General features: G+C 35.4%; 20 protein-coding genes and 1 pseudogene. 15 read left to right on the top strand and 6 right to left on the bottom strand.

Annotated elements, in window-relative coordinates; genetic code table 11:
• Positions 1–454: 454 nt before the first annotated feature.
• The 6 genes from KHA87_RS19965 to KHA87_RS19940 form a co-directional block, all read right to left on the bottom strand.
• Complete coding sequence (locus KHA87_RS19965; RefSeq protein ID WP_213095225.1) at positions 455–994, bottom strand: NADPH-dependent FMN reductase; 540 nt, start codon at positions 992–994, stop codon at positions 455–457.
• Between the two features lie 63 nt (positions 995–1,057).
• Entirely contained in the window at positions 1,058–1,483 is a 426-nt protein-coding gene (locus KHA87_RS19960; protein ID WP_213095226.1) for a universal stress protein, read from the bottom strand.
• Positions 1,484–1,615: 132 nt separating this feature from the next.
• Positions 1,616–3,106, bottom strand: a complete 1,491-nt coding sequence (dacB, locus tag KHA87_RS19955) for a D-alanyl-D-alanine carboxypeptidase/D-alanyl-D-alanine endopeptidase (protein ID WP_213095227.1) — start codon at positions 3,104–3,106, stop codon at positions 1,616–1,618.
• 198 nt (positions 3,107–3,304) lie between these two features.
• A complete protein-coding gene (locus tag KHA87_RS19950) occupies positions 3,305–4,228 on the bottom strand; it encodes a helix-turn-helix domain-containing protein (protein ID WP_213095228.1) in 924 nt (307 codons plus the stop codon).
• A gap of 268 nt (positions 4,229–4,496) precedes the next feature.
• Positions 4,497–4,982 (bottom strand): hypothetical protein, encoded by a 486-nt coding sequence (locus KHA87_RS19945; protein WP_213095229.1) that lies wholly within the window; start codon positions 4,980–4,982, stop codon positions 4,497–4,499.
• A gap of 18 nt (positions 4,983–5,000) precedes the next feature.
• Positions 5,001–5,189: a helix-turn-helix transcriptional regulator gene (locus KHA87_RS19940; protein ID WP_213095230.1), complete on the bottom strand. Its 189-nt coding sequence runs from the start codon at positions 5,187–5,189 to the stop codon at positions 5,001–5,003.
• Positions 5,190–5,348: 159 nt separating this feature from the next.
• Between KHA87_RS19940 and KHA87_RS19935 the strand changes: the two genes are divergently transcribed.
• From KHA87_RS19935 to KHA87_RS19870, 15 genes and pseudogenes are all read left to right on the top strand, one after another.
• Complete coding sequence (locus KHA87_RS19935; protein WP_213095231.1) at positions 5,349–6,110, top strand: nucleotidyltransferase domain-containing protein; 762 nt, start codon at positions 5,349–5,351, stop codon at positions 6,108–6,110.
• Positions 6,111–6,244: 134 nt separating this feature from the next.
• On the top strand, positions 6,245–6,529 hold the full coding sequence (locus KHA87_RS19930; protein WP_213095232.1) for a hypothetical protein: 285 nt from the start codon (positions 6,245–6,247) through the stop codon (positions 6,527–6,529).
• A gap of 218 nt (positions 6,530–6,747) precedes the next feature.
• Positions 6,748–6,945: a gamma-type small acid-soluble spore protein gene (locus KHA87_RS19925; RefSeq protein WP_213095233.1), complete on the top strand. Its 198-nt coding sequence runs from the start codon at positions 6,748–6,750 to the stop codon at positions 6,943–6,945.
• A gap of 10 nt (positions 6,946–6,955) precedes the next feature.
• A complete protein-coding gene (locus KHA87_RS19920) occupies positions 6,956–7,192 on the top strand; it encodes a hypothetical protein (RefSeq protein ID WP_213095234.1) in 237 nt (78 codons plus the stop codon).
• Positions 7,193–7,286: 94 nt separating this feature from the next.
• Positions 7,287–8,177, top strand: a complete 891-nt coding sequence (locus tag KHA87_RS19915) for a CPBP family intramembrane glutamic endopeptidase (RefSeq protein WP_213095235.1) — start codon at positions 7,287–7,289, stop codon at positions 8,175–8,177.
• Between the two features lie 245 nt (positions 8,178–8,422).
• Positions 8,423–9,268: pseudogene (locus KHA87_RS22730) on the top strand (PDC sensor domain-containing protein); the annotation flags it as partial.
• A complete protein-coding gene (locus tag KHA87_RS22725; RefSeq protein WP_481748387.1) occupies positions 9,263–10,210 on the top strand; it encodes a methyl-accepting chemotaxis protein in 948 nt (315 codons plus the stop codon). The pseudogene KHA87_RS22730 and the gene KHA87_RS22725, both read left to right, overlap by 6 nt.
• A gap of 413 nt (positions 10,211–10,623) precedes the next feature.
• Positions 10,624–11,229, top strand: coding sequence for a DUF4878 domain-containing protein (locus KHA87_RS19905; protein WP_213095237.1), 606 nt, complete (start codon positions 10,624–10,626; stop codon positions 11,227–11,229).
• 460 nt (positions 11,230–11,689) lie between these two features.
• Positions 11,690–12,781: a metallophosphoesterase gene (locus KHA87_RS19900; RefSeq protein WP_213095238.1), complete on the top strand. Its 1,092-nt coding sequence runs from the start codon at positions 11,690–11,692 to the stop codon at positions 12,779–12,781.
• Positions 12,782–12,945: 164 nt separating this feature from the next.
• Positions 12,946–13,596 carry an SIMPL domain-containing protein gene (locus tag KHA87_RS19895; RefSeq protein ID WP_213095239.1) on the top strand — a complete coding sequence of 217 codons (651 nt, stop codon included), beginning with the start codon at positions 12,946–12,948 and terminating at the stop codon, positions 13,594–13,596.
• Between the two features lie 79 nt (positions 13,597–13,675).
• The gene (locus KHA87_RS19890; RefSeq protein ID WP_213095240.1) at positions 13,676–14,866 is read left to right on the top strand and encodes a MalY/PatB family protein; all 1,191 of its coding nucleotides are present in this window, start codon (positions 13,676–13,678) and stop codon (positions 14,864–14,866) included.
• Positions 14,867–15,220: 354 nt separating this feature from the next.
• Positions 15,221–15,958: a sensor histidine kinase gene (locus KHA87_RS19885; protein WP_213095241.1), complete on the top strand. Its 738-nt coding sequence runs from the start codon at positions 15,221–15,223 to the stop codon at positions 15,956–15,958.
• 2 nt (positions 15,959–15,960) lie between these two features.
• A complete protein-coding gene (locus tag KHA87_RS19880; RefSeq protein WP_213095242.1) occupies positions 15,961–16,665 on the top strand; it encodes a response regulator transcription factor in 705 nt (234 codons plus the stop codon).
• Positions 16,658–18,028: a hypothetical protein gene (locus KHA87_RS19875; RefSeq protein ID WP_213095243.1), complete on the top strand. Its 1,371-nt coding sequence runs from the start codon at positions 16,658–16,660 to the stop codon at positions 18,026–18,028. Before KHA87_RS19880 ends, KHA87_RS19875 begins: the two co-directional genes overlap by 8 nt.
• 65 nt (positions 18,029–18,093) lie before the next feature.
• Positions 18,094–18,996 carry an acetamidase/formamidase family protein gene (locus KHA87_RS19870; protein ID WP_213095581.1) on the top strand — a complete coding sequence of 301 codons (903 nt, stop codon included), beginning with the start codon at positions 18,094–18,096 and terminating at the stop codon, positions 18,994–18,996.
• Positions 18,997–19,006 lie beyond the last annotated feature (10 nt).

Here is a 19,006-nt window from a genome sequence, read left to right as displayed (position 1 = left end):
TTTTATCCGCATTGTTTAACATTTCACCTCCATCTGCAGCCCGATATGAATACGACTAAAGTTCGAAAAAACTTCAATCAATGTGTGGATTCCTTTTTATCGGGTAAAGATTAATATAGAGCTTAGAAAAGAAACAAAATATATCTAACTTAAATATGCAACTGAATATATACAAAAAATTTAATGGAGGTTTTAAAAATGTTATTTACACATGAACAATTAGAAATTAGGAAATTAGTCCATAAGGAGATGATAAAGAAAAACCGTCGCTTGTGGGGGCATCGAGAAAAAACGAAGAAATAATAAAGATATAAAGAGGTTGCAAGCGGACAAAATTTTGTAGACATATATAATCGGTGGAACCTACAGACATAAGAAAGAAAATGAAATTAATCAAACGTTTAATGAAAGAATATGGTAGAACTATGTTAGCGGACAGTATATTACTTGTTCGCTAACTTTCTTTTTTCATATGTAAATGAATCATATCCTCTGCAAGAGCATGTATCCTTCTCAGAACATCTTTTTCCGTAATTTCACCAGTTTCTATGTCGAACCAGTCATTATGAACGAAAACATCTTTTGCAACAACGATTGCCTCCAAATAGTGCAAAATAGGCTTTAGTTGATATTGTGTAACTAGAAAATGCTTAAATGATCCGCCATTGGTTATACAACCAATTACTTTTGATTTAAATGCACGAATAGGTAAAAGGTCAAATAAGTTTTTTAGAACACCTGAAATGGATGCTTGATAAATTGGTGTTCCAATTACTAAAAGGTCTGCCTGTAGCATTTTATTGACAACTGTTTGAGTATCGTCATTGTAATAAGATAGGGGAGTACCGCGCATAAATTCTATTTCATATTCTCGTAAATCAATTAATTCGGATTCAATGGCAGGGTGGATATTTTTTGCAGCAGCTAATACTTCATGAACGGTTTGTAAAGTTTTACCTCCTGCTAAAGCGCCTGATATACCAACGATTTTCATCTTCTTTCCTCCTAGAGCAAATAAAATACAGGGAGAACGGTGGCTCTCCCTGTATTCTAATCATTATTTTACAATTAATACTGGGCAATGAGACATTTGGGAAACTTTGTGGCTAACACTTCCCAACATCATTTCTTTTATGTTGTTTAATCCTCTGCTACCAATAATAATTAATTGGTAGTTATCTTTTTCTGCTAAGTGGATAATTTGGGAAGCAGGGTCACCTTGAAGATATTCCGTTTTAGTGTGTACACCCTCAGCAACAGCGTTTTTTTGCATCTCAATTAAAAGATTTTCGCCTTCCTTTTTAATGGTTTCATAAATAAAGTCAACAGAGGCAGTTTCCATTCCCATTGGTATATTTATATTTCTTTCCACATGTACTAAAGTAATCTCAGCCTTCTGTTCCTTCGCAAGGTGAATAGCTGCGTCGATTGCTTTTTTACTCATTTCAGAGCCGTCTACTGCTACTAATATTTTTTGGAACATAAGACATCCTCCTTTAATAACTAACTCTACTATTATTATATACCTTCTATATTCGATGACTAAGCATTTAGCTTGTGAAAATGGAGCAAGGCACATATGAAAATCAGTAGAAAATAGCCAGGTAGCCATTCCCTACTGATTCGCAAGCAATGCACAAATTTTGTCCTCGATATCTTTGCCTTTTGATTCGTCGACTATATTATTGATAAGTATAGAAAAAATCAGCTTATCACCTTTTTGGGTTTTTACATACCCTGATAAGGAGCTAACAGTGGATAACGAGCCAGTTTTAGCGAAGACCTTTCCTTTTAAGGAAGCTGCTTTCATCCGGTACCGCAATGTTCCTCCAACCATCTTGTCCATTTCTCCTGATACAGGAAGTGATTGCATATAGGATTTGAACCATTTTTTATCCTGAACTTCGAATAATAGCTTGGAAATTTCATTAGCTGGCACTAAATCGATATGAGAGATTCCAGAACCATCTCTTAACACAAGGGTATCTGGATGTACTCCCAGTTTTGATAATTGACCTTTCATCACCTCGAGCCCTTTATCCCAACTGCCTTCATTCTTTATTGCTTTTCCCATTTCCTTTACCAATACTTCGGCATGTCCGTTATTACTCAATTTCATAAACGGAATAAGTAACTTTTTCAAGGGCATAGAATGATGTTTTGTTATTATATGTGCATTAATAGGAGATACACCTGTTTTTGTCTTTCCGATTAATCTTATTCCTTTAGACGATAACGATTCTTTGAATAAGCGGAGGGCGTAGCCAGTTGGCTCCCAAACTGCTACCCATTCTTTTGAAACTGCAGCTTTAAAAGGAATTACCCCTTCAATGGAAATAGTATTGGAACCGTGTTTTCTTACAATTTTTATTTCTTTTATACTATCTGGAGAAACGGTTACGGCATTGTTGACAATGTTCACATAGTTTGAACGAGGTGTGATGCTTATGATTGCACGGGAGCCAATTTTGTTCCCTGGTTTTACCTCGATAAGCACTGTTCCTGCATCATAATCTTCATCAGGTGAAGCCGTTAAAGCGGAAATCTGTGCCCCATAATAGCTTGATTCATCACTCCACATGAGATCAGTAGACAGACGAATATCGTCATACCATGTGTCATCGCCTATGAGATCACCTTGAATTACTTTTATTCCCTTTTTTTGGAGACTATCTGCTATAGAGTCAAAATCCCTTTTCAAAAGGGTAGGATCACCTTTCCCTTTTAAAATAAGATTTCCTTTTAACATATCACCTTTCATCTTGCCATCAGTAAGAACTTCTGTCGTAAATTGATAGTTTTCCCCTAAGGATGAGAGGGCTGCAGCAGCTGTTAATAGCTTCATATTAGATGCGGGACGTAAGCGAATATTTCCATTATGCTCATATACAATTTGACCGGTTGTAGCTGAGCGGATACTAACTCCGGCAATGGCACCCTTTAAACTTGGCTCACTATTAAGGAAATGAGCAAGCTGATTCTGTAGCCCGCCATTTTGTTCCATTGCTTGAACATGAGCTTGAGCCGGTGGGGCTTTTACATGGATATTTGGGAAGAATACAAGAAAAACTCCGATGAGAACACTTATATATTTTTTTCTTTTCAAAACGGATATCACCCCATTCGTATAGTATGAGCATTTTTCAATTTTTACACTCTATTATTTTTATATTCGGGAGAAAGAAAAAATACTCTTTTATAAGGGGAAAATGAATTTTTTTTTAAAATGAAGGTCTACACAATATCTGTCAAATGCAAAAAAGCAGCGCATAAAAAGCGCTGCTAATAATATCATCCATCCAAACTACTTTCTCTGATTCATTAATTCTTTTATTAAACTACCTATCGTTTCTCTGCTAATGAAAGGAGCAAGCATTGCAAGTGTATCAGGATTCATATTTTCTATTCCAATTTTCTGTAATAATGTTTCTATATTTTCTCTCCCTAAAAAAGGTGCAAGGGTCATAATTTGATTGATATCTAGCTTTCCATCGGCAACTTGATTTACTAAGTCACTTAACCGCTCCCTACTAATGAACGGAGCTAATGCTTGAACATAACTCCAGTTGATGGATCCTTCCTCGGCCATTTGTACCAGTTTGTCAACATAATCCTTTTCAAGGAATGGAGCAATTCTCGTTATTTCTTGGATAGGTAAAGAATCTACGATTGTTTTATCCACTAACTGCTGCAAGGCAGACTTACTTAAAAATGGAGCGATACTTGTAACGATATCCCAGTCCATTTCACCTGATGACATTTGCTGAATTAACTCATCTAAAATGTCCGATCCAACAAATGGGGCAAGTCTCATGATCATGTCTAAATTAAATACACCAGTATCCAAATTTTCCGTTACCTTATCGAGAATACTAGCCTTGACCAAAGGAGCAACATCTACGAATTCTTCTAAGCTAACCTTCCCGGAATTAACCATCTTCGCTACTTCATCTGTTTTGCCAACAGAAATTTCACCAAACATTTCACCGATATGCTGATATTTACGATGTTCCACCGTTTCTCCAGCATTCATAATGTTATCTACGGTCACATTGAAAATCTGCGCAAGCATCGGAAATGTTCCGATATCTGGTAGTGATTCCCCTCGCTCCCATTTGGATACTGCCTGATGACTTACATTTAGTTGATCTGCTAATTCCAATTGTGTCATATCTTTCTTTTTCCGTAGTGTTGAAATATATACCCCAATCTTACGAGTGTCAAGCATCCTTATCTCCTCCACCTGAGTCAATTGACAGTGCGCACTGCTTAATATGATGGTAACATTTTCACCTCTTTTAAACTATCAACAGATGGTTGAATGCCATTCAACTAGTGATTGAGTGGCATTGTTTTTCTGCTTCAATGTGGTGCTAGGCACCAGACTAAAAGAGATATGCTGTTACACTGTATGGTGCCAGGCACTATAACAAAAGCAACAGTACACAACGCAGTTGCTTCAGGTGCTCTTAAGTAGGAGGTAGCTTACAAACAGGCTATTCCGCTTTTTCTTTAATTTGAATAATAGACCATATCCCCAAACTATTTGGAATAATACTCCATAATAAGAACTTCCAATTTTGTGTTACTAAGGACATGGTAGTGAAAATAATAATGGATATTGTAATGATGGTGACCCCTAATACAATCTTGGTTGCTTTGTTAACAGGCTTCGGAATAACGTTCATTCTAAAATTCATCACCATCCCAATTATCGCCCAGCTTCCTAAGTGAACTAACAACAATACACCAAGAACCATCGGGACCTTCAATGGAACTCCTAAAGCAGAGATGGAAAACAAAATATATATGGCTGCTATCGTTGCAAACCATGAATAGGATCTGGCTTTTTGCCAAATATGGTGATATAACTCATCTATTCCACGATTTTTATGAGCCATCTTTCTTCCGAACCACCAGCCAAATCCGCCGATTAATAATCCCCCGTATAGGCCTACTAAGCCTCCAACTGAAATTTCCATAATCCCATCCCCCGTTCTCTAAAATAAGAATACATCCTCAATTTTACATTGAAAGGTCTTGGCAATTTTGTAGGCTAATTCTAATGATGGATTGTATTTTCCTGACTCAATAGCAATAATCGATTGCCGAGATACTCCCACCTTCTTCGATAAATCCTCTTGGGTCATGCTGAATAGTTTACGTAGTTCTTTAATTCGGTTATCCATGGAACCTCCTAAAGAAAAAGAATCTGTAAAGTAAGCTTTACATATTTTGAGTAAAGCTTACTTTACATTGGGGTAAGATGTCAAGGAAGCTTTACAAATTTTCCGAAAGAGGAATATCCATTTTGTTTATCGAATTTTTTTTAGAAAGGAGATTTTCATATGTTACGACAGGATTTAGCTGTAAGAAAGATTGTGAAAAGTTTGAAGCAGGATGAATTAGTGCAAGCTATTTTTCTGAAAGGTTCGATGGGGCGAAATGATTATGATGAGCATTCTGACATTGATTTGTATTGCTTAGTTAATCAGGAGGATGAAGAAGCTTTTTTAGAAAAGCGTTTGGATCACTTATATACTTACAGGGATATCCTTTTTTACGACGATATTTTCATTATTGCACCGCAAATTATTGCAGTGTATGATGATATGCTACATATTGATATGTTTACTGTTACCCTTGATTCATTCGTAGAAAAGGATTACTTCAGAGTATTGTATGACCCAAATCATCTTTTGGAAAGATTCACGGAAACGCAGACGCTAACACTTTCTGATAATGAATATCGTGATGATGTTAATGATGTCGCTTGGTTTATGTTTCAATATTCAAAAACGGCTGCGAGGGGCAATGACATTTGGGCGGTGAAAATGTTAACAAATGTCATGCATCATTTAGCAAGGGTGCTTTTGCATAAGTACGCACCGAAACGGGCGCAGTTAGGGCTGAAGACAGTAGAACTATCGCTTCCGGCAGAATTGGTTCTGGAGTTACAACAAATTTTTGAACATATCACACCAGATAAACACAAAAATGCTGTGAAGCAAATCCAAACTCTTGTTTCAGTGGAACTAGATTGGATAAAGGGGAATCTCTCACAGGGAAATCAGATTATTCCTCTTTTGGAGAAGATGCTTGAACAGTAGCAAATGGGGATTGCGTAGCAGTATAGATAAATGCCACTCTTGTCAGTTAAATAAATAATATTTATCCAAAACAGAAACCAGAATCCGGTTAATACGTATAAAAAGTATAAATATTTATTAAAGGGGATTGGGAAATGACTAAAAATTATCTATCGGGTTCTATTATCTTTTTTGGGGTTTGTTTGCTTATAAGTGCATGGTGGATTTCAAGTGGATTACGGGATATCCAATTTTCATCTGGGACAGGTGAAGTGACGGTTTCTCAGCAAGAGCAAGCTAATTATGAATTAATTATCGCAGATAAGAAAAATCTCATCTTATTTAATAAAGAAGTTGGTGAATATTGGATAAAATCCATTGATAATACAGGTACTTCTAATGGTTGGGTTCATCAGCCGGCACCAGGGTGGAGCGAATAGTTTTTGTAGTTTGATATAGCATAAGTGAAAGTACTAGTGTATTTAGATGTCCATTCGCAAGCGGATAATTGAAAAGATTAAATCGGTTGCCTGTGGAGAAGGTTAGAATAAATTCGAAATATACATTTGCTCTCCTACCTAGAAGAAATAACATTAACATGATTAAAATGACACCTCCAGAGAACAATAATAGCAAACAGCAAGGAGGTTTCTTTTTTATGAAAAATAACGATTCATTTACAGTAGCCGGAACGAACATTGATGAAGTAAAGAGGAAAAATGCACAGTCAGGGATGTCCTACAATGAAGTAAAAGAATGGCTGGCAAGTACGACAGGCGGACGCGAAACGGCAATCTATAGCGATACGAATGTAGATGAGGTCAAAAGAAAAATTAACAGTATGAAGAACGAATGAGCCACCGTTTTTGACGATGGCTTTATTTGTATGTATCTATGGCATTTTCGTAATCACTGTCGGTTCCTTCCAACTTGCATTTGGGGTTCTCTGCGGTTTTAAGGTGATCGGCATTGATTTAACCTTATTTTCTTCTATTGGACGTGACGTATCCACGGAGATCAGAATGATAAATTTTCACTTTGGTAGCTTAACAGCCCCTCCTTATAATGGAGTTTTGACTGATGTTCACAACCAATTAAGTTAAAGGCAACAAAGGCAGTGGACCCGCATTCTAAGTTTTCAATCGGTTTGATATCCTGTAAAATGATTGAAGGCTTATCAAACGAGGAGGAAATATTTTGGAAGGAAAAAGTAAGCTGCGTATGGTTGGCGGAATTATTATTAAATTAGTAATTTCTCTAATTTTAATGCTTGTACTGACTACAATCCTATCAATTCCGGCACTAATTTATGCCATTGTTACTTCAGATGCTCCATTAGAAGCTGTCGCCGACCTTTCATTGGACGATCCAATTACAGGGTTATTGTCGGGAGCAGCATCTTTTTTTGGAGTGCTGTTAACCGTTTTAATTATGACAAAATTCAACAAACAAGCCATGAGAGCGATGGGATGGACGGATTTTTGGAAGAGTAAGAGAGAACTTGGTTTTGGTCTCATTCTAGGATTTGCTTCGATTACAATTGTTTTCCTTATTTTATGGGCTACAGGGCAAATTTATTTTGATCATTTCGAGTTGAATTTTTCATGGTCACTGCTTTTGGGACTAATTACGTTTATTTTTGTCGCCTTGAATGAGGAATTATTTTTCCGTGGATACATCATTTCAATATTAAGGCCCACTCATTCAAAAATTGTCATATACATCGTTTCAGCAGTTATCTTTAGCTGTGCTCACATTTTAAACGATAACGTCAAGCCCCTGGGCCTCATTAATATAGTATTGATTGGACTGTTGTTTGCGTATATGTTTTTAAAAACAAATCGTCTATGGATGCCAATGGGATACCATCTGACATGGAATTTCTTTCAAGGTAATGTCTGGGGATTTCAAGTAAGCGGAACAAACACCTCGAGCATTTTTCAGCCGAAAATTCACGACACAATTTTAACTGGAGGGGCATTTGGGCCGGAAGCGGGAATTTTAACAACGGTGATAATCATCGCTGGTTTTTTCGTGACGAAGTTCTTTTTACAAACGGAAAAAGAGGGTTTAATAAAAGAAATATAATCTGAACTATCAATTTAGCGCCTTGTCAGGTGCTTTTTTTTATAACATAAATGGTGCCGAGCACCATGTGGTAGGCTGTCACAAATGTCGATATATGTTATTTTTTAAAGAATTCTGTTGAATGAACCTAAAGTAGATGGTACTATATACTTATAATAATTTTGAAAATTTATAAAATGATGACTTTTTTGTAAAAAACATCGATATTAATTTTCAGCATCTTTTTTTGAAAAGGGGGAAAGACAATGAAGTTCATTCATTCTATTAAATTTAAGCTACCGGCACTAATGCTCCTTCTATTGGTTGTTCCACTTGTAATTGTAGGATTCATGTTTTATCAAAAGACTAGTATTTTGGAGCATGCTGTAATTCAAAAGGGGGATATGGAGAAGTTTTCAACAAAATTTAAAAATATTTTTATTGAACATGAAGATCTAATAAAAAATTTCAGTTCTAAGTCACAAGTACAGTTTCAAACATATAATTTTACTGCTTCCTCCGCGCAAAAATTTACAAACATGCCAACTGTAAATGATCCAGTTAAGGAAGTGTTCTATCAAAAGTTTTTTAAAGATTTTGAAAACAAACATGAATATCTCTTAAATACATATTTAGCTACAGAGAATGGAGAATTTTATTTATCTAATATCCCTCCTGAACAGGTGAATTTACAACAATTTGATCCACGACAAAGGGATTGGTATATACAAGCAAAAAAGGCGAACGGAAAAGTCATTTGGACAGAACCATATATTGATACCGGCACTGGGAAATCGACTATTACTTTGGCGAAAGCAGTTACTGATTCAAATGGTCAAATTATTGGGGTTGTCGGTTTCGATTTTGATATGCAAAAGTTAGCGATTTTAATAAGGGATGGTGTTCGAAATACTACTATTATAGTAACGGCTATATTCTTATTAATCGGTATTGCTGCAATCACCCTATTCATTCGCAACTTTAATAAAATACTGACATCCTTGCGGAACGGAATGGCAGTAGTAGCAGATGGTGATTTGTCGATTGAAGCCATAAGAGAAAATCGGAAGGATGAGATGGGAGAACTTACAAAAAGCTTTAACGCAATGGTTTCTAATTTAAAAAATCTTGTAAGAAGAGTAATTGACACGTCCCAACAAGTTGCAGCTTCATCTGAGCAACTTAGTGCTAATGCCGATGAAACCTCGAAAGCTTCTGAACAAATTGCTGATTCTATACAAGAGGTTTCATCTGGCGCAGATTTGCAGTTTGGAAGTGTCAAGCAAGCGAATCAGTTAGTTAGTAAGATTTCAGAGGATATATATGATATATCATCCCGTGCTGAAAAAGTTGCCCATTCTTCGCAAGAGATGTTTGGAAAAGCACAGGTGGGCAGTGATATCGTTGGTAAAGCCATTGAACAAATGGAAAATATCACAACGAATACGGAGAATACAGCCAAAGTCATTACCATGTTAAGTAAAAAATCTGAGGAAATTGAGGAAATTGTTACGATTATTAATGGAATTGCCGACCAAACTAATTTACTAGCTTTAAATGCAGCGATTGAAGCAGCCCGTGCAGGTGAACACGGAAAAGGCTTCGCAGTTGTGGCTGACGAGGTTCGTAAGCTTGCGGAGCAATCCAGCCAATCAACAAAGCGAATTGGAGAAATCATTCAAGAGATTCAAGCCAATACTCTTAAGGCTGTTGAATCAATGAACTTCGGCGGGAATGCAGTGCATAAAGGAACAGAATTGGTAGGGGATGCAGGAACATCATTTGCAGATATTTCATTGGCCGTTAATGATGTCACCGAGCGAATGCTGGAGGTATCTCAGTCAATTGAACAAATTCATCATCATACAAATTCACTAGTTGAATCCATAAAAAATGTAAGCAACATAACTGATCAAACAACTGAACATACTCAGGAGGTGGCGGCAGCAACGGAAGAACAAACCGCTTCTATGCAGGAAGTAAGTGCAGCAACTAAACTACTAGCAAATATGGCTCAGGAACTTCTGGATGTTGCAAACCAATTTAAAGTATAGAGAAATGAATGTAAAGCAATATATATAATAGAAACTAGTCCTTTGCTTGGTGGAGGGCTAGTTTTTCTTTGCCGTTTTTTTGCGTTTTCTACTAACTATTCGCAGTTCAATAGAAGTAGCAATCATAGAAAGATGATATTATCCATTAACAACTTGAAAGTATCCATGGGTACATCACATCTGGGCGTATTCGAATTAAGGAGATTCTTAAATTTATCAATTTTACATTCTTATTATTCTTTCTTTATATCCTAGAGAGTGAACCCAAATCAATTACCCTTCCACTTATTACTCCTATTGGGTTAATTAGGAAACCCCTTTATTATAAATTCTGTTTACCAAATTCCTTTTATTCACTATAATTACACTTGCTGCTTAAAAAATAATGAGATTATTTCTGGGGGGAATAATTAATGAAGAAAAAATTATTCATCGCAATAATGATACTTTGTGTGTCATTTGGATTATTAGCTGGGTGTGGCGGACCAAAGCCAGAGGAGACAGTTAATGATTTTTTAACTTCTATTAAAAATGGTGATTATAAAAAAGCAATTACCTACGTCCATTTAAGTTCCTCAGATCAGGAATTTAATTTGAAGAATTTTAACGAAGATAACGATGGAATTAATGGTAAAGTTTTATTTAAAGCATTGGCATCAAACTATAAATTTGAAAAGCCTGTAGTTGTATCGACTAATGATAATTCCGCGAAAGTGAAAGTGAAGATTACATCTGTTGATATGCAAATGGCTATAACAAAGGCACTAGGAGAAGTAATGCCTATGGCTTTTGCTAGTGCATTTAGCGAGAGTGAGAATTCTGATGATGAAATGACAAAATTAATGGAAACAACTCTTGTTAAGGATATGACGGATAAAAATGCAACAATGTCCACCCGTGAAGTAACACTGAATCTCAAGAAAGATAAAGATGGTAATTACAAAATTGTTTCAGATAATAACTTAATGGAAGCAGTAATGGCAAACGCTGATGCTCTAAACAAAATGTTTAATGAATAATAGTGTAATCAAGCAGTGTTAGAGATTGGCAAAATCTAATATAACCTCAGACAAACTGGCGCCTGTTTTGGAATAAGATTAATTCAAGTAGAACTTGGAATGCTAAGAAGTCATAAAAAACTCATTCTTATTAGAATGGGTTTTTTATCCATGGGGAAATCATATTGGTTTATTTGAGTACAAGGATGGAGATGAGAAGAATGGAAAGATGAAGGCATTGAAAAGGTAACCGACATAGACGAAATTAATTTCGATGTTATATGAATGAGAATATTTAAGCCGTGTCTTAGCAGTGATACATGGCTTTTATTTATTTTTACAATTATGTTAGGAAATCGCTAACTAGTGTTTTCACCATTTAGTGAGCTTCATCAAAGAACTCTATATTCATGAAAAAGGAATATCAAAAAGATTGTCGAATGAATTATTTTATAGTATCAAAGAAAAAGGAGTAATTCTGTTGAATAAAATAAAAGCTTTATCTATTAAAGATCAGTCCCGAATCATCGTAATCTCCGACATTCACGGAGAATTAGAGCTTTTTAAAGAGCTTTTAGATAAGGTGCAATTTAGTAAAGAAGACTATCTTATCATAAATGGTGACCTTTGTGAAAAAGGTGCAAATAGCACGGGGGTTGTTCGTTACGTGATAGAGCTTGCAGCACAGAATCCAAGGGTTCATGTAATAGAAGGCAATTGTGATGCGTTAGTAGAAGAGCTTCTTAATGAAAATCCGCAGCTAATAAACTATTTATGTGCCAGAAAGCATTCGATTATGAACGAATGGCTAGAGCAGATTGAATTTTCTATTACAATTGACACTAGTATACAAGAAGTTAAGGAGCAATTATTAACACATTTTTCTGAGGAAATCATGTGGTTGTCCGAACTGCCGACAGCAATAGAAACGGATCAATATATTTTTGTTCACGCCGGACTGGAGGATATTGATAACTGGAAAGATACAGATAGGGATAATGCCATATCTATTCCGGAATTTTTATATAAGTCCCATCGTGCAAATAAAAACGTTATAGTAGGCCATTGGCCTGTTGGGAATTATTCTAGCAAAATACTATCCAACAATCCTATTATCGACTTGGAGAAAAAAATAATTGCCATTGACGGCGGTAATAATGTAAAAAATTCAGGGCAATTAAATGCCTTTATCATTCAACCAAGTTCTTCAGAGAATATTTATTCTTATACATACGTCGATCATTTTCGAAAAATCAATGCTGTAATTGATTTTGAGGCTGATACTGTCATGACTGGGTCCATTTCTTATGTGGACTATCGCATCTTACCTCTGGAAAGAGGAGATTATTTTACCTTGTGCCAACAAGTAGAAACAGGTGAACAGGTATATGTAAAAAATGAATATATCCATCAAACAGACAATGGTTTTGAAGTAAAAAAAGAAGTATCCTGTGCACAAATAAATGTAAAAAAGGGAGATATCATTTCTGTACTGGATGATACTTGTGCAGGATATGCATTAATAAAGAATAACGGAATCGTAGGATGGGTTCCTAAGGAAGTACTACAGTAAAAATATAGTCAAGCCCACAGACAACCGGGTTTGGCTTATTTCATCTTAATAAAGTGTTGCTTGGAACTTCGGAGAGGAGCAACACATGAATATAGAAAATTTATTTCCATCACTCCTATTTTAAGCATATTTATAAAACAAGAAACAAAATAGGAGGATTGTCCATGTACTATCCCTCAAATCAAAAACCATACAGAAATAAGGCTCCCCGAATAATGACTGTGATAGGGACTGCAAATCTTCTCTGCAGGCCAGATACAGTACGGATTCATTTAGAAGTTATGACAGAAAATGAATTATTATCTCAGGCTCAGCAGGAAAACGCTGCGAAAATGAACCAGGTTATTCAAGCCCTTTTACAAACTGGCTTCCCTAAAGATAATATACAAACAGCATCTTATAATATTTTCCCTAAATATGATTACATGGAAGGAAAACAAGTTTTTAGAGGCTACCAAGTAAGTAATGCCATTATGGTAAAAATAATAAATGTCACTCAAGCGGGTAAAATTATTGATTTAGCTGTTAATAATGGAGTCAATCACGTCTCGAATATACAATTTTCTTTAGAAAATCAGCAGGTTTATTACCAAGAAACCTTAAGTAATGCTTTAAGAAATGCTTTAGCAAAGGCGAAGACGATATCCGAGACGCTAAATATTGATTTTGACACAATTCCTCTTAAAATTACGGAAGAGATAAGTGAATTGCCGCATCCCCTTCAAAAATTCGCCACTGGTACTTCTACACCGATTGAACCAGGGGAGATTGAAATTCATGCACTTGTCAAAGTTCAATTTAGATATAATATTTAATTGTATATTTCGAATTTATTGACAACGCCTTAAACATATGAAAACATCAAAGGAAAAAAGCATAATGGAGGGATAAAAGATGCAATACAATTTTGACCAAGAAATAAATCGATTAAATACAAATTCTGTGAAATGGGATGAAACAGAAAATATTTTTGGAGAAAAGGATCTTATCCCTTTGTTTGTGGCAGACATGGACTTTAGGGTACCAGAACCCGTAATAGAAGCGATTAAAAAGCGGGCAGAGCATGGTGTTTTTGGCTATACAGCTAGGGATGACTCTTACTATGAAGCAATCGTTGGTTGGATGAAAAGAAGACATCATTGGGAGATAGAAAAAGAATGGATTATTCATGTACCTGGTGTTGTTCCAGCCCTTGGGATGATCGTTAATACCTTTACAAAGCCGGGAGATAAAATTATTATTCAGCCTCCGGTTTATCATCCGTTTGCCAATGTAGTGGAGAAGAATGACAGAGTGATTGTACCGAACCCGTTAAAATTTGAAGATGGGCGGTATGTAATGGACTTAGAAGATCTTGAAAATAAAATAGATTCTGATGTAAAGATGATCATTATTTCCAGTCCTCACAATCCAGTTGGAAGGGTATGGACAAAAGAGGAACTGATGCAGTTAGGGGAAATCTGCCTTAAACATAATGTTCTTGTCGTATCTGATGAGATCCATTTTGATTTGCTTTTAAAGGGAAATCAGCATACACCTTTTGCCTCTATTTCTGAGGAATTTGCAAATCACTCGATTATTTGTACAGCACCCAGTAAAACCTTTAATCTTGCTGGGTTGCAAACCTCGAATATTATTATCCCGAATAACAATTTTCGAGAACAATTTACCAACACACTAGAATCACTTTTAATTGGCATGACAAGTACTTTTGGACTTGTTGCTACCGAGAGTGCTTATCTCTATGGGGATGAATGGTTGGAACAATTGCTTGACTATTTAGGCCATAACTTAGACTTTGTAACCGACTATATTCAGAAAAACATCCCTGAATTAAAAGTAATTCAAACGGAAGGCACATATTTAGTTTGGATTGACTGCAGAAAGCTAGGCTTTGATAGGAAAACATTAGAACAATTTATGCTTAAAGAAGCAAAGGTAGCATTGAATCAAGGGTATATTTTCGGGGAAAGCGGAGATGGCTTCGTTAGAATGAATATTGCATGTCGGCGTTCTATTTTGGAAGAAGGGTTAACGAGAATAGAGAAAGCTGTAAAGAATATTAGAGGTGTGAATTCAAAATAGCAGGAAGGGCAATTGTATAATCCGAATGAAGGATTCTGAGTGCTAGGACTCGGAGTCTTTTTATTATATTAATAAGGTTTTTGTCCGTATAAGTTGTTGCAATTCTTATAATGCTATAAATCCTGATTTAGCCTTATTATGGGGCATCTTTTGTTAAGAACGTTATTCATTCTCTGTTATAAAGATTGTCTTCTATAAAAGAAACAAAGCTTATGAAAGGAGTTTTAATAAAGCAAACATCTTCTTAAATAATAGAATTAACATTTGTAAAAATTAGAATTTTATTATATTTTGAATCTATAATAATATGCTAAATAAAATTGCAAATGGAATCTCCATTATGAAGGAGTCATTATGAATGAATCAGTTTTTACCATATTAATTTTATGTGGTTTAGGAATACCGATTGCGAGCTATGTCATATTGCTATTATTAGGATTTTTCGGAAAAGAGTTTGATTATTTACAGATAGAAAATAAGAAAATTGAAATGGAAAAGGAACTGCATCGTGTTGAGTATTTACAGTTAAGCCAACAGATTCAGCCACATTTTTTATTTAACTCGCTAAATTCCATGTTGTCGTTAAGTCGTTTAGGGAGAATTCAAGATGTAAGTCATGCCTTGGAAGAGTTTTCGCAGTTTATCCGCTACAAATATGTGGAGAAGGAATCGCTTGTTTCCTTTGAAAAAGAATTAACCTATACATCTCATTATATTTCCATCCAGAAGATTCGATTTGGTAATCATTTGCATATTCAGTACCAAATTGATGAAAAAGCAGAATCTACTTGTTTACCGCCGTATATTTTACAGACACTTGTTGAAAATGCGTTTAAACATGGGTTAGAGAAAAAAAGCGGGACGAAGCAATTAGTCATCTCCCTAGCGAGAAGTGGAAGTTGGGTCACTTTATCTGTGAGTGATAATGGACCTGGAATAGATGTAGAAAAGAGTGGCCATTTAGGAGTAGGTTTAGAGAATATTAGAAAACGCTTATCTTTACTTTTTGATTTATATACGGACGTTTCTTTAATAAGAAAGAATAATATCACGATTGCTAAAGCGGTTTGGCCATATACGCCGGAGGGATAAAGATGAAAATATTAATTGTAGATGATGAACAGTTAGAATTGGAACAATTACATTTTTTAATACATGAAAGATATCCATCTTGGTCCGTTATTAAGGTAGAAGATGCTGCACAAGCAAAGAGAGTTCTTGAAAATCAATCTATTGATTTAGCACTTTTAGATATACATCTACCAGGTGAATCCGGCTTAGATCTTTGCTTGTACATTAGGGAGCATTATGAGACAGAATGCATGATGATTACGGCTTATGAGACTTTTCAATACGCAAAGCAGGCAATTCGATTACATGTCTTTGATTATATCGTGAAACCTGTTATTAGTAAGGAGTTTTATCAGGCGTTGGACCGATTTAAGGAGCAATTTGGATATCTAGAAAAGGTTTCGCCGGTGGTCCAACAAGTGTTGAATATTATACATAAAAACTATGGTTCAAAATTAAATTTAAAGGATCTCTCGGAAGAAGTTCATATGTCCCCTACTTATTTAAGCAGAAAGTTTTCAGAAGAATTGGGGATGAGTTTTCAGGAATACCTTGTTTCCCTTCGCATTGAAAAAGCAAAAAAGCATTTAAAGGAACATCCGGATTGGACAATTCAAAAAATCTCGGAGGAAGTTGGATTTACTAGTCTGCATCATTTTAGTTCTACGTTTAAGAAGATGGTATTATTGTCCCCACGCCAATATAAGGAGAGTTTTTCTCATGATTGATTGGTATAGTATTTTATTTTTAGCCGCAGGAGTTATTATTTTTAATTTAAATAGGGTGGCAGAGCATCGTTCGCCACTCGAGTTTTTTATGATTGGAAAAAAATATGGTATGAAGCACGCTACGGTATTGTTGTGGGTTTCTTTCTTTGGAACATCTTCTTTATTTATGCCTATTTATTTTTTATTTCATTTTGGAATGCTTATTAGCATTGGATACTATATGTTTTCTTTTATATGCATGTATCTACTTTTGTCTTATTATTTGAACGGATTTCAAGTGAAAAATATTCATGAACCTATATTGATTCGATTTTATCAGAAGAAATTCACAAAAATTGGATTTAGCTATTTTCTACCACTCTTTATCTTTGCAAATTTAGAAGGTTTATTGTTCCAACTTTCATTGGCCAATAATGTGTTTAGAGTATGGTTTCCTCAACAACCATTCATTTTTGTTGCTTTATTACTTCTTTTTTGTGTTATTTTTGCTGGATTAGGTGGAATGTTCACTATCTATCGAACGGTTTATATCCTTTTATTGCTATGTGGGTTTGCTTTTTTATTCGTACCTTTGTTTTTATTTTTGAAGGATGGAATTCATCCCATTTTCGAATCCTATCTTACATTTGAGAAACATCACACGTTACAATTGCAAGAAATGATAATAATATTTATTGCTATCCCAATTGTTTTTAACGGTATGCTTTTAACCAACTCATTTCAATGGCAGGTATTACGGTCTATTAAAGAAAATTATCGTAATCCGTCTCTTAAATTATCACTTTTTTGCTCCGCCTCTATCCCAGCCTCTGTTTTAATATACGGAATTTATATTGTAAGTAAACATCATCCCGGTACATTCCTTTTGTTTAGCAAAGGTTTATTACAAATTCCATCGCGGTTGATTATACTCATGATTGTGTTAGTTTGGCTTGTTAGTGCTGCGCATTCAGTTGCCATCTCCATATATTCAATGGCATCTATTTTTCTTCAATCTCTTCATACTAAATGGCAACCATCAAAGAAAATAAGGGTAATGTACTTATTAATTATTGTCCTCACAATACTAGTTTTTGTTAGCCAATATTGGCTCGTAAGCTATATTAAAATGATTTTTATCGGTTATCTTCTCTTTTATATAACCATTTCCTTTCCTTTACTGGCCATATGTAGAGGGGATAAGAAATATACTTATTGGCTTGTTATATGTTTATTTGCTTTTTGGATGAGTGGTATTTTTGTATATCTTGTGAGCCATAGTCTTTTATTAGCAGTTAAAGTATCGATAATATCTTCTATTTTCAGCATGATAGGTATGTATTTATATAATATTTCGAAAATAGGCAACATATCACAAAAATAAGTCAAGATAACGCAACTCCATTATCCAAATTTTCTTATAATTAAAATATAAGGAGGATGATAATGATGGAGATGCTTACACGTGAATCTTATATCTATGAAATGAGCAGCAAACACAAGCCTGCTATTCGGGTAAAGTCAGGTAGTAAAGTGATTATCGAAACATATGATTGTTTTTTAAATCAAATTACATCTGAAACCACGAACTATTCCTCGATTGACTGGAATCAAATTAATCCCGCAACAGGTCCGGTTTTTGTAGAAGAAGCAGAGCCGGGAGATATTCTTGCTGTGCATATTCAAAAAATTGAACTAGCTGAAAAAGGAGTTATGGTGACAGGTCCTGATTTAGGGGTTATGGGCAAACGAATTTCGAATTTTTCTATTAAAGTGGTGCCAATTAAGGACAATAGAGCGATATTTAATGAAAACATACATTTGCCGCTGAATCCAATGATCGGTGTAATTGGCGTAGCACCAAAAGAAGGAGAAGTGTCCTGTGGAACACCTGGTGATCATGGCGGAAATATGGATACTATTTTGATCAAGGAAAATGCAACGGTTTATTTTCCAGTTTTTCAAAAGGGAGCATTATTTTCTCTAGGAGATTTACATGCAGCCATGGGGGATGGCGAAGTGGGGGTATCAGGAATTGAAATCCCTGCAAAAGTAACAGTAACATTATCCGTTATCAAAGGGGAGTCTCTTCGTACACCGTTTGTTGAAAATGAGGATGGCATTGCCTTTTTAGTTTCGAAGAAAACACTGGATGAAGCTGCAGATTCAGCTGTAGAAGAAATGGTGGATTACTTGCTAAAAAGAACAGATATGACGATAGAAGAAACAGCTATGCTTTTAAGTGCTGCTGGTCAAGTGCAGGTAAGCCAAATAGTTGATCCTTTGAAAACGGCAAGATGCTATTTATCCAAAGAGGTCTTAAAGAGTCTGGGCATAGAGAAAGTTTTCTAAGGGGGAAATC

The organism is Bacillus sp. FJAT-49736, from assembly GCF_018343615.1.
GTDB lineage: Bacteria > Bacillota > Bacilli > Bacillales > Bacillaceae_C > Margalitia.
The sequence above is the reverse complement of the archived record's forward strand: the minus strand, read 5'-3'. Positions and strand labels throughout refer to the sequence as shown.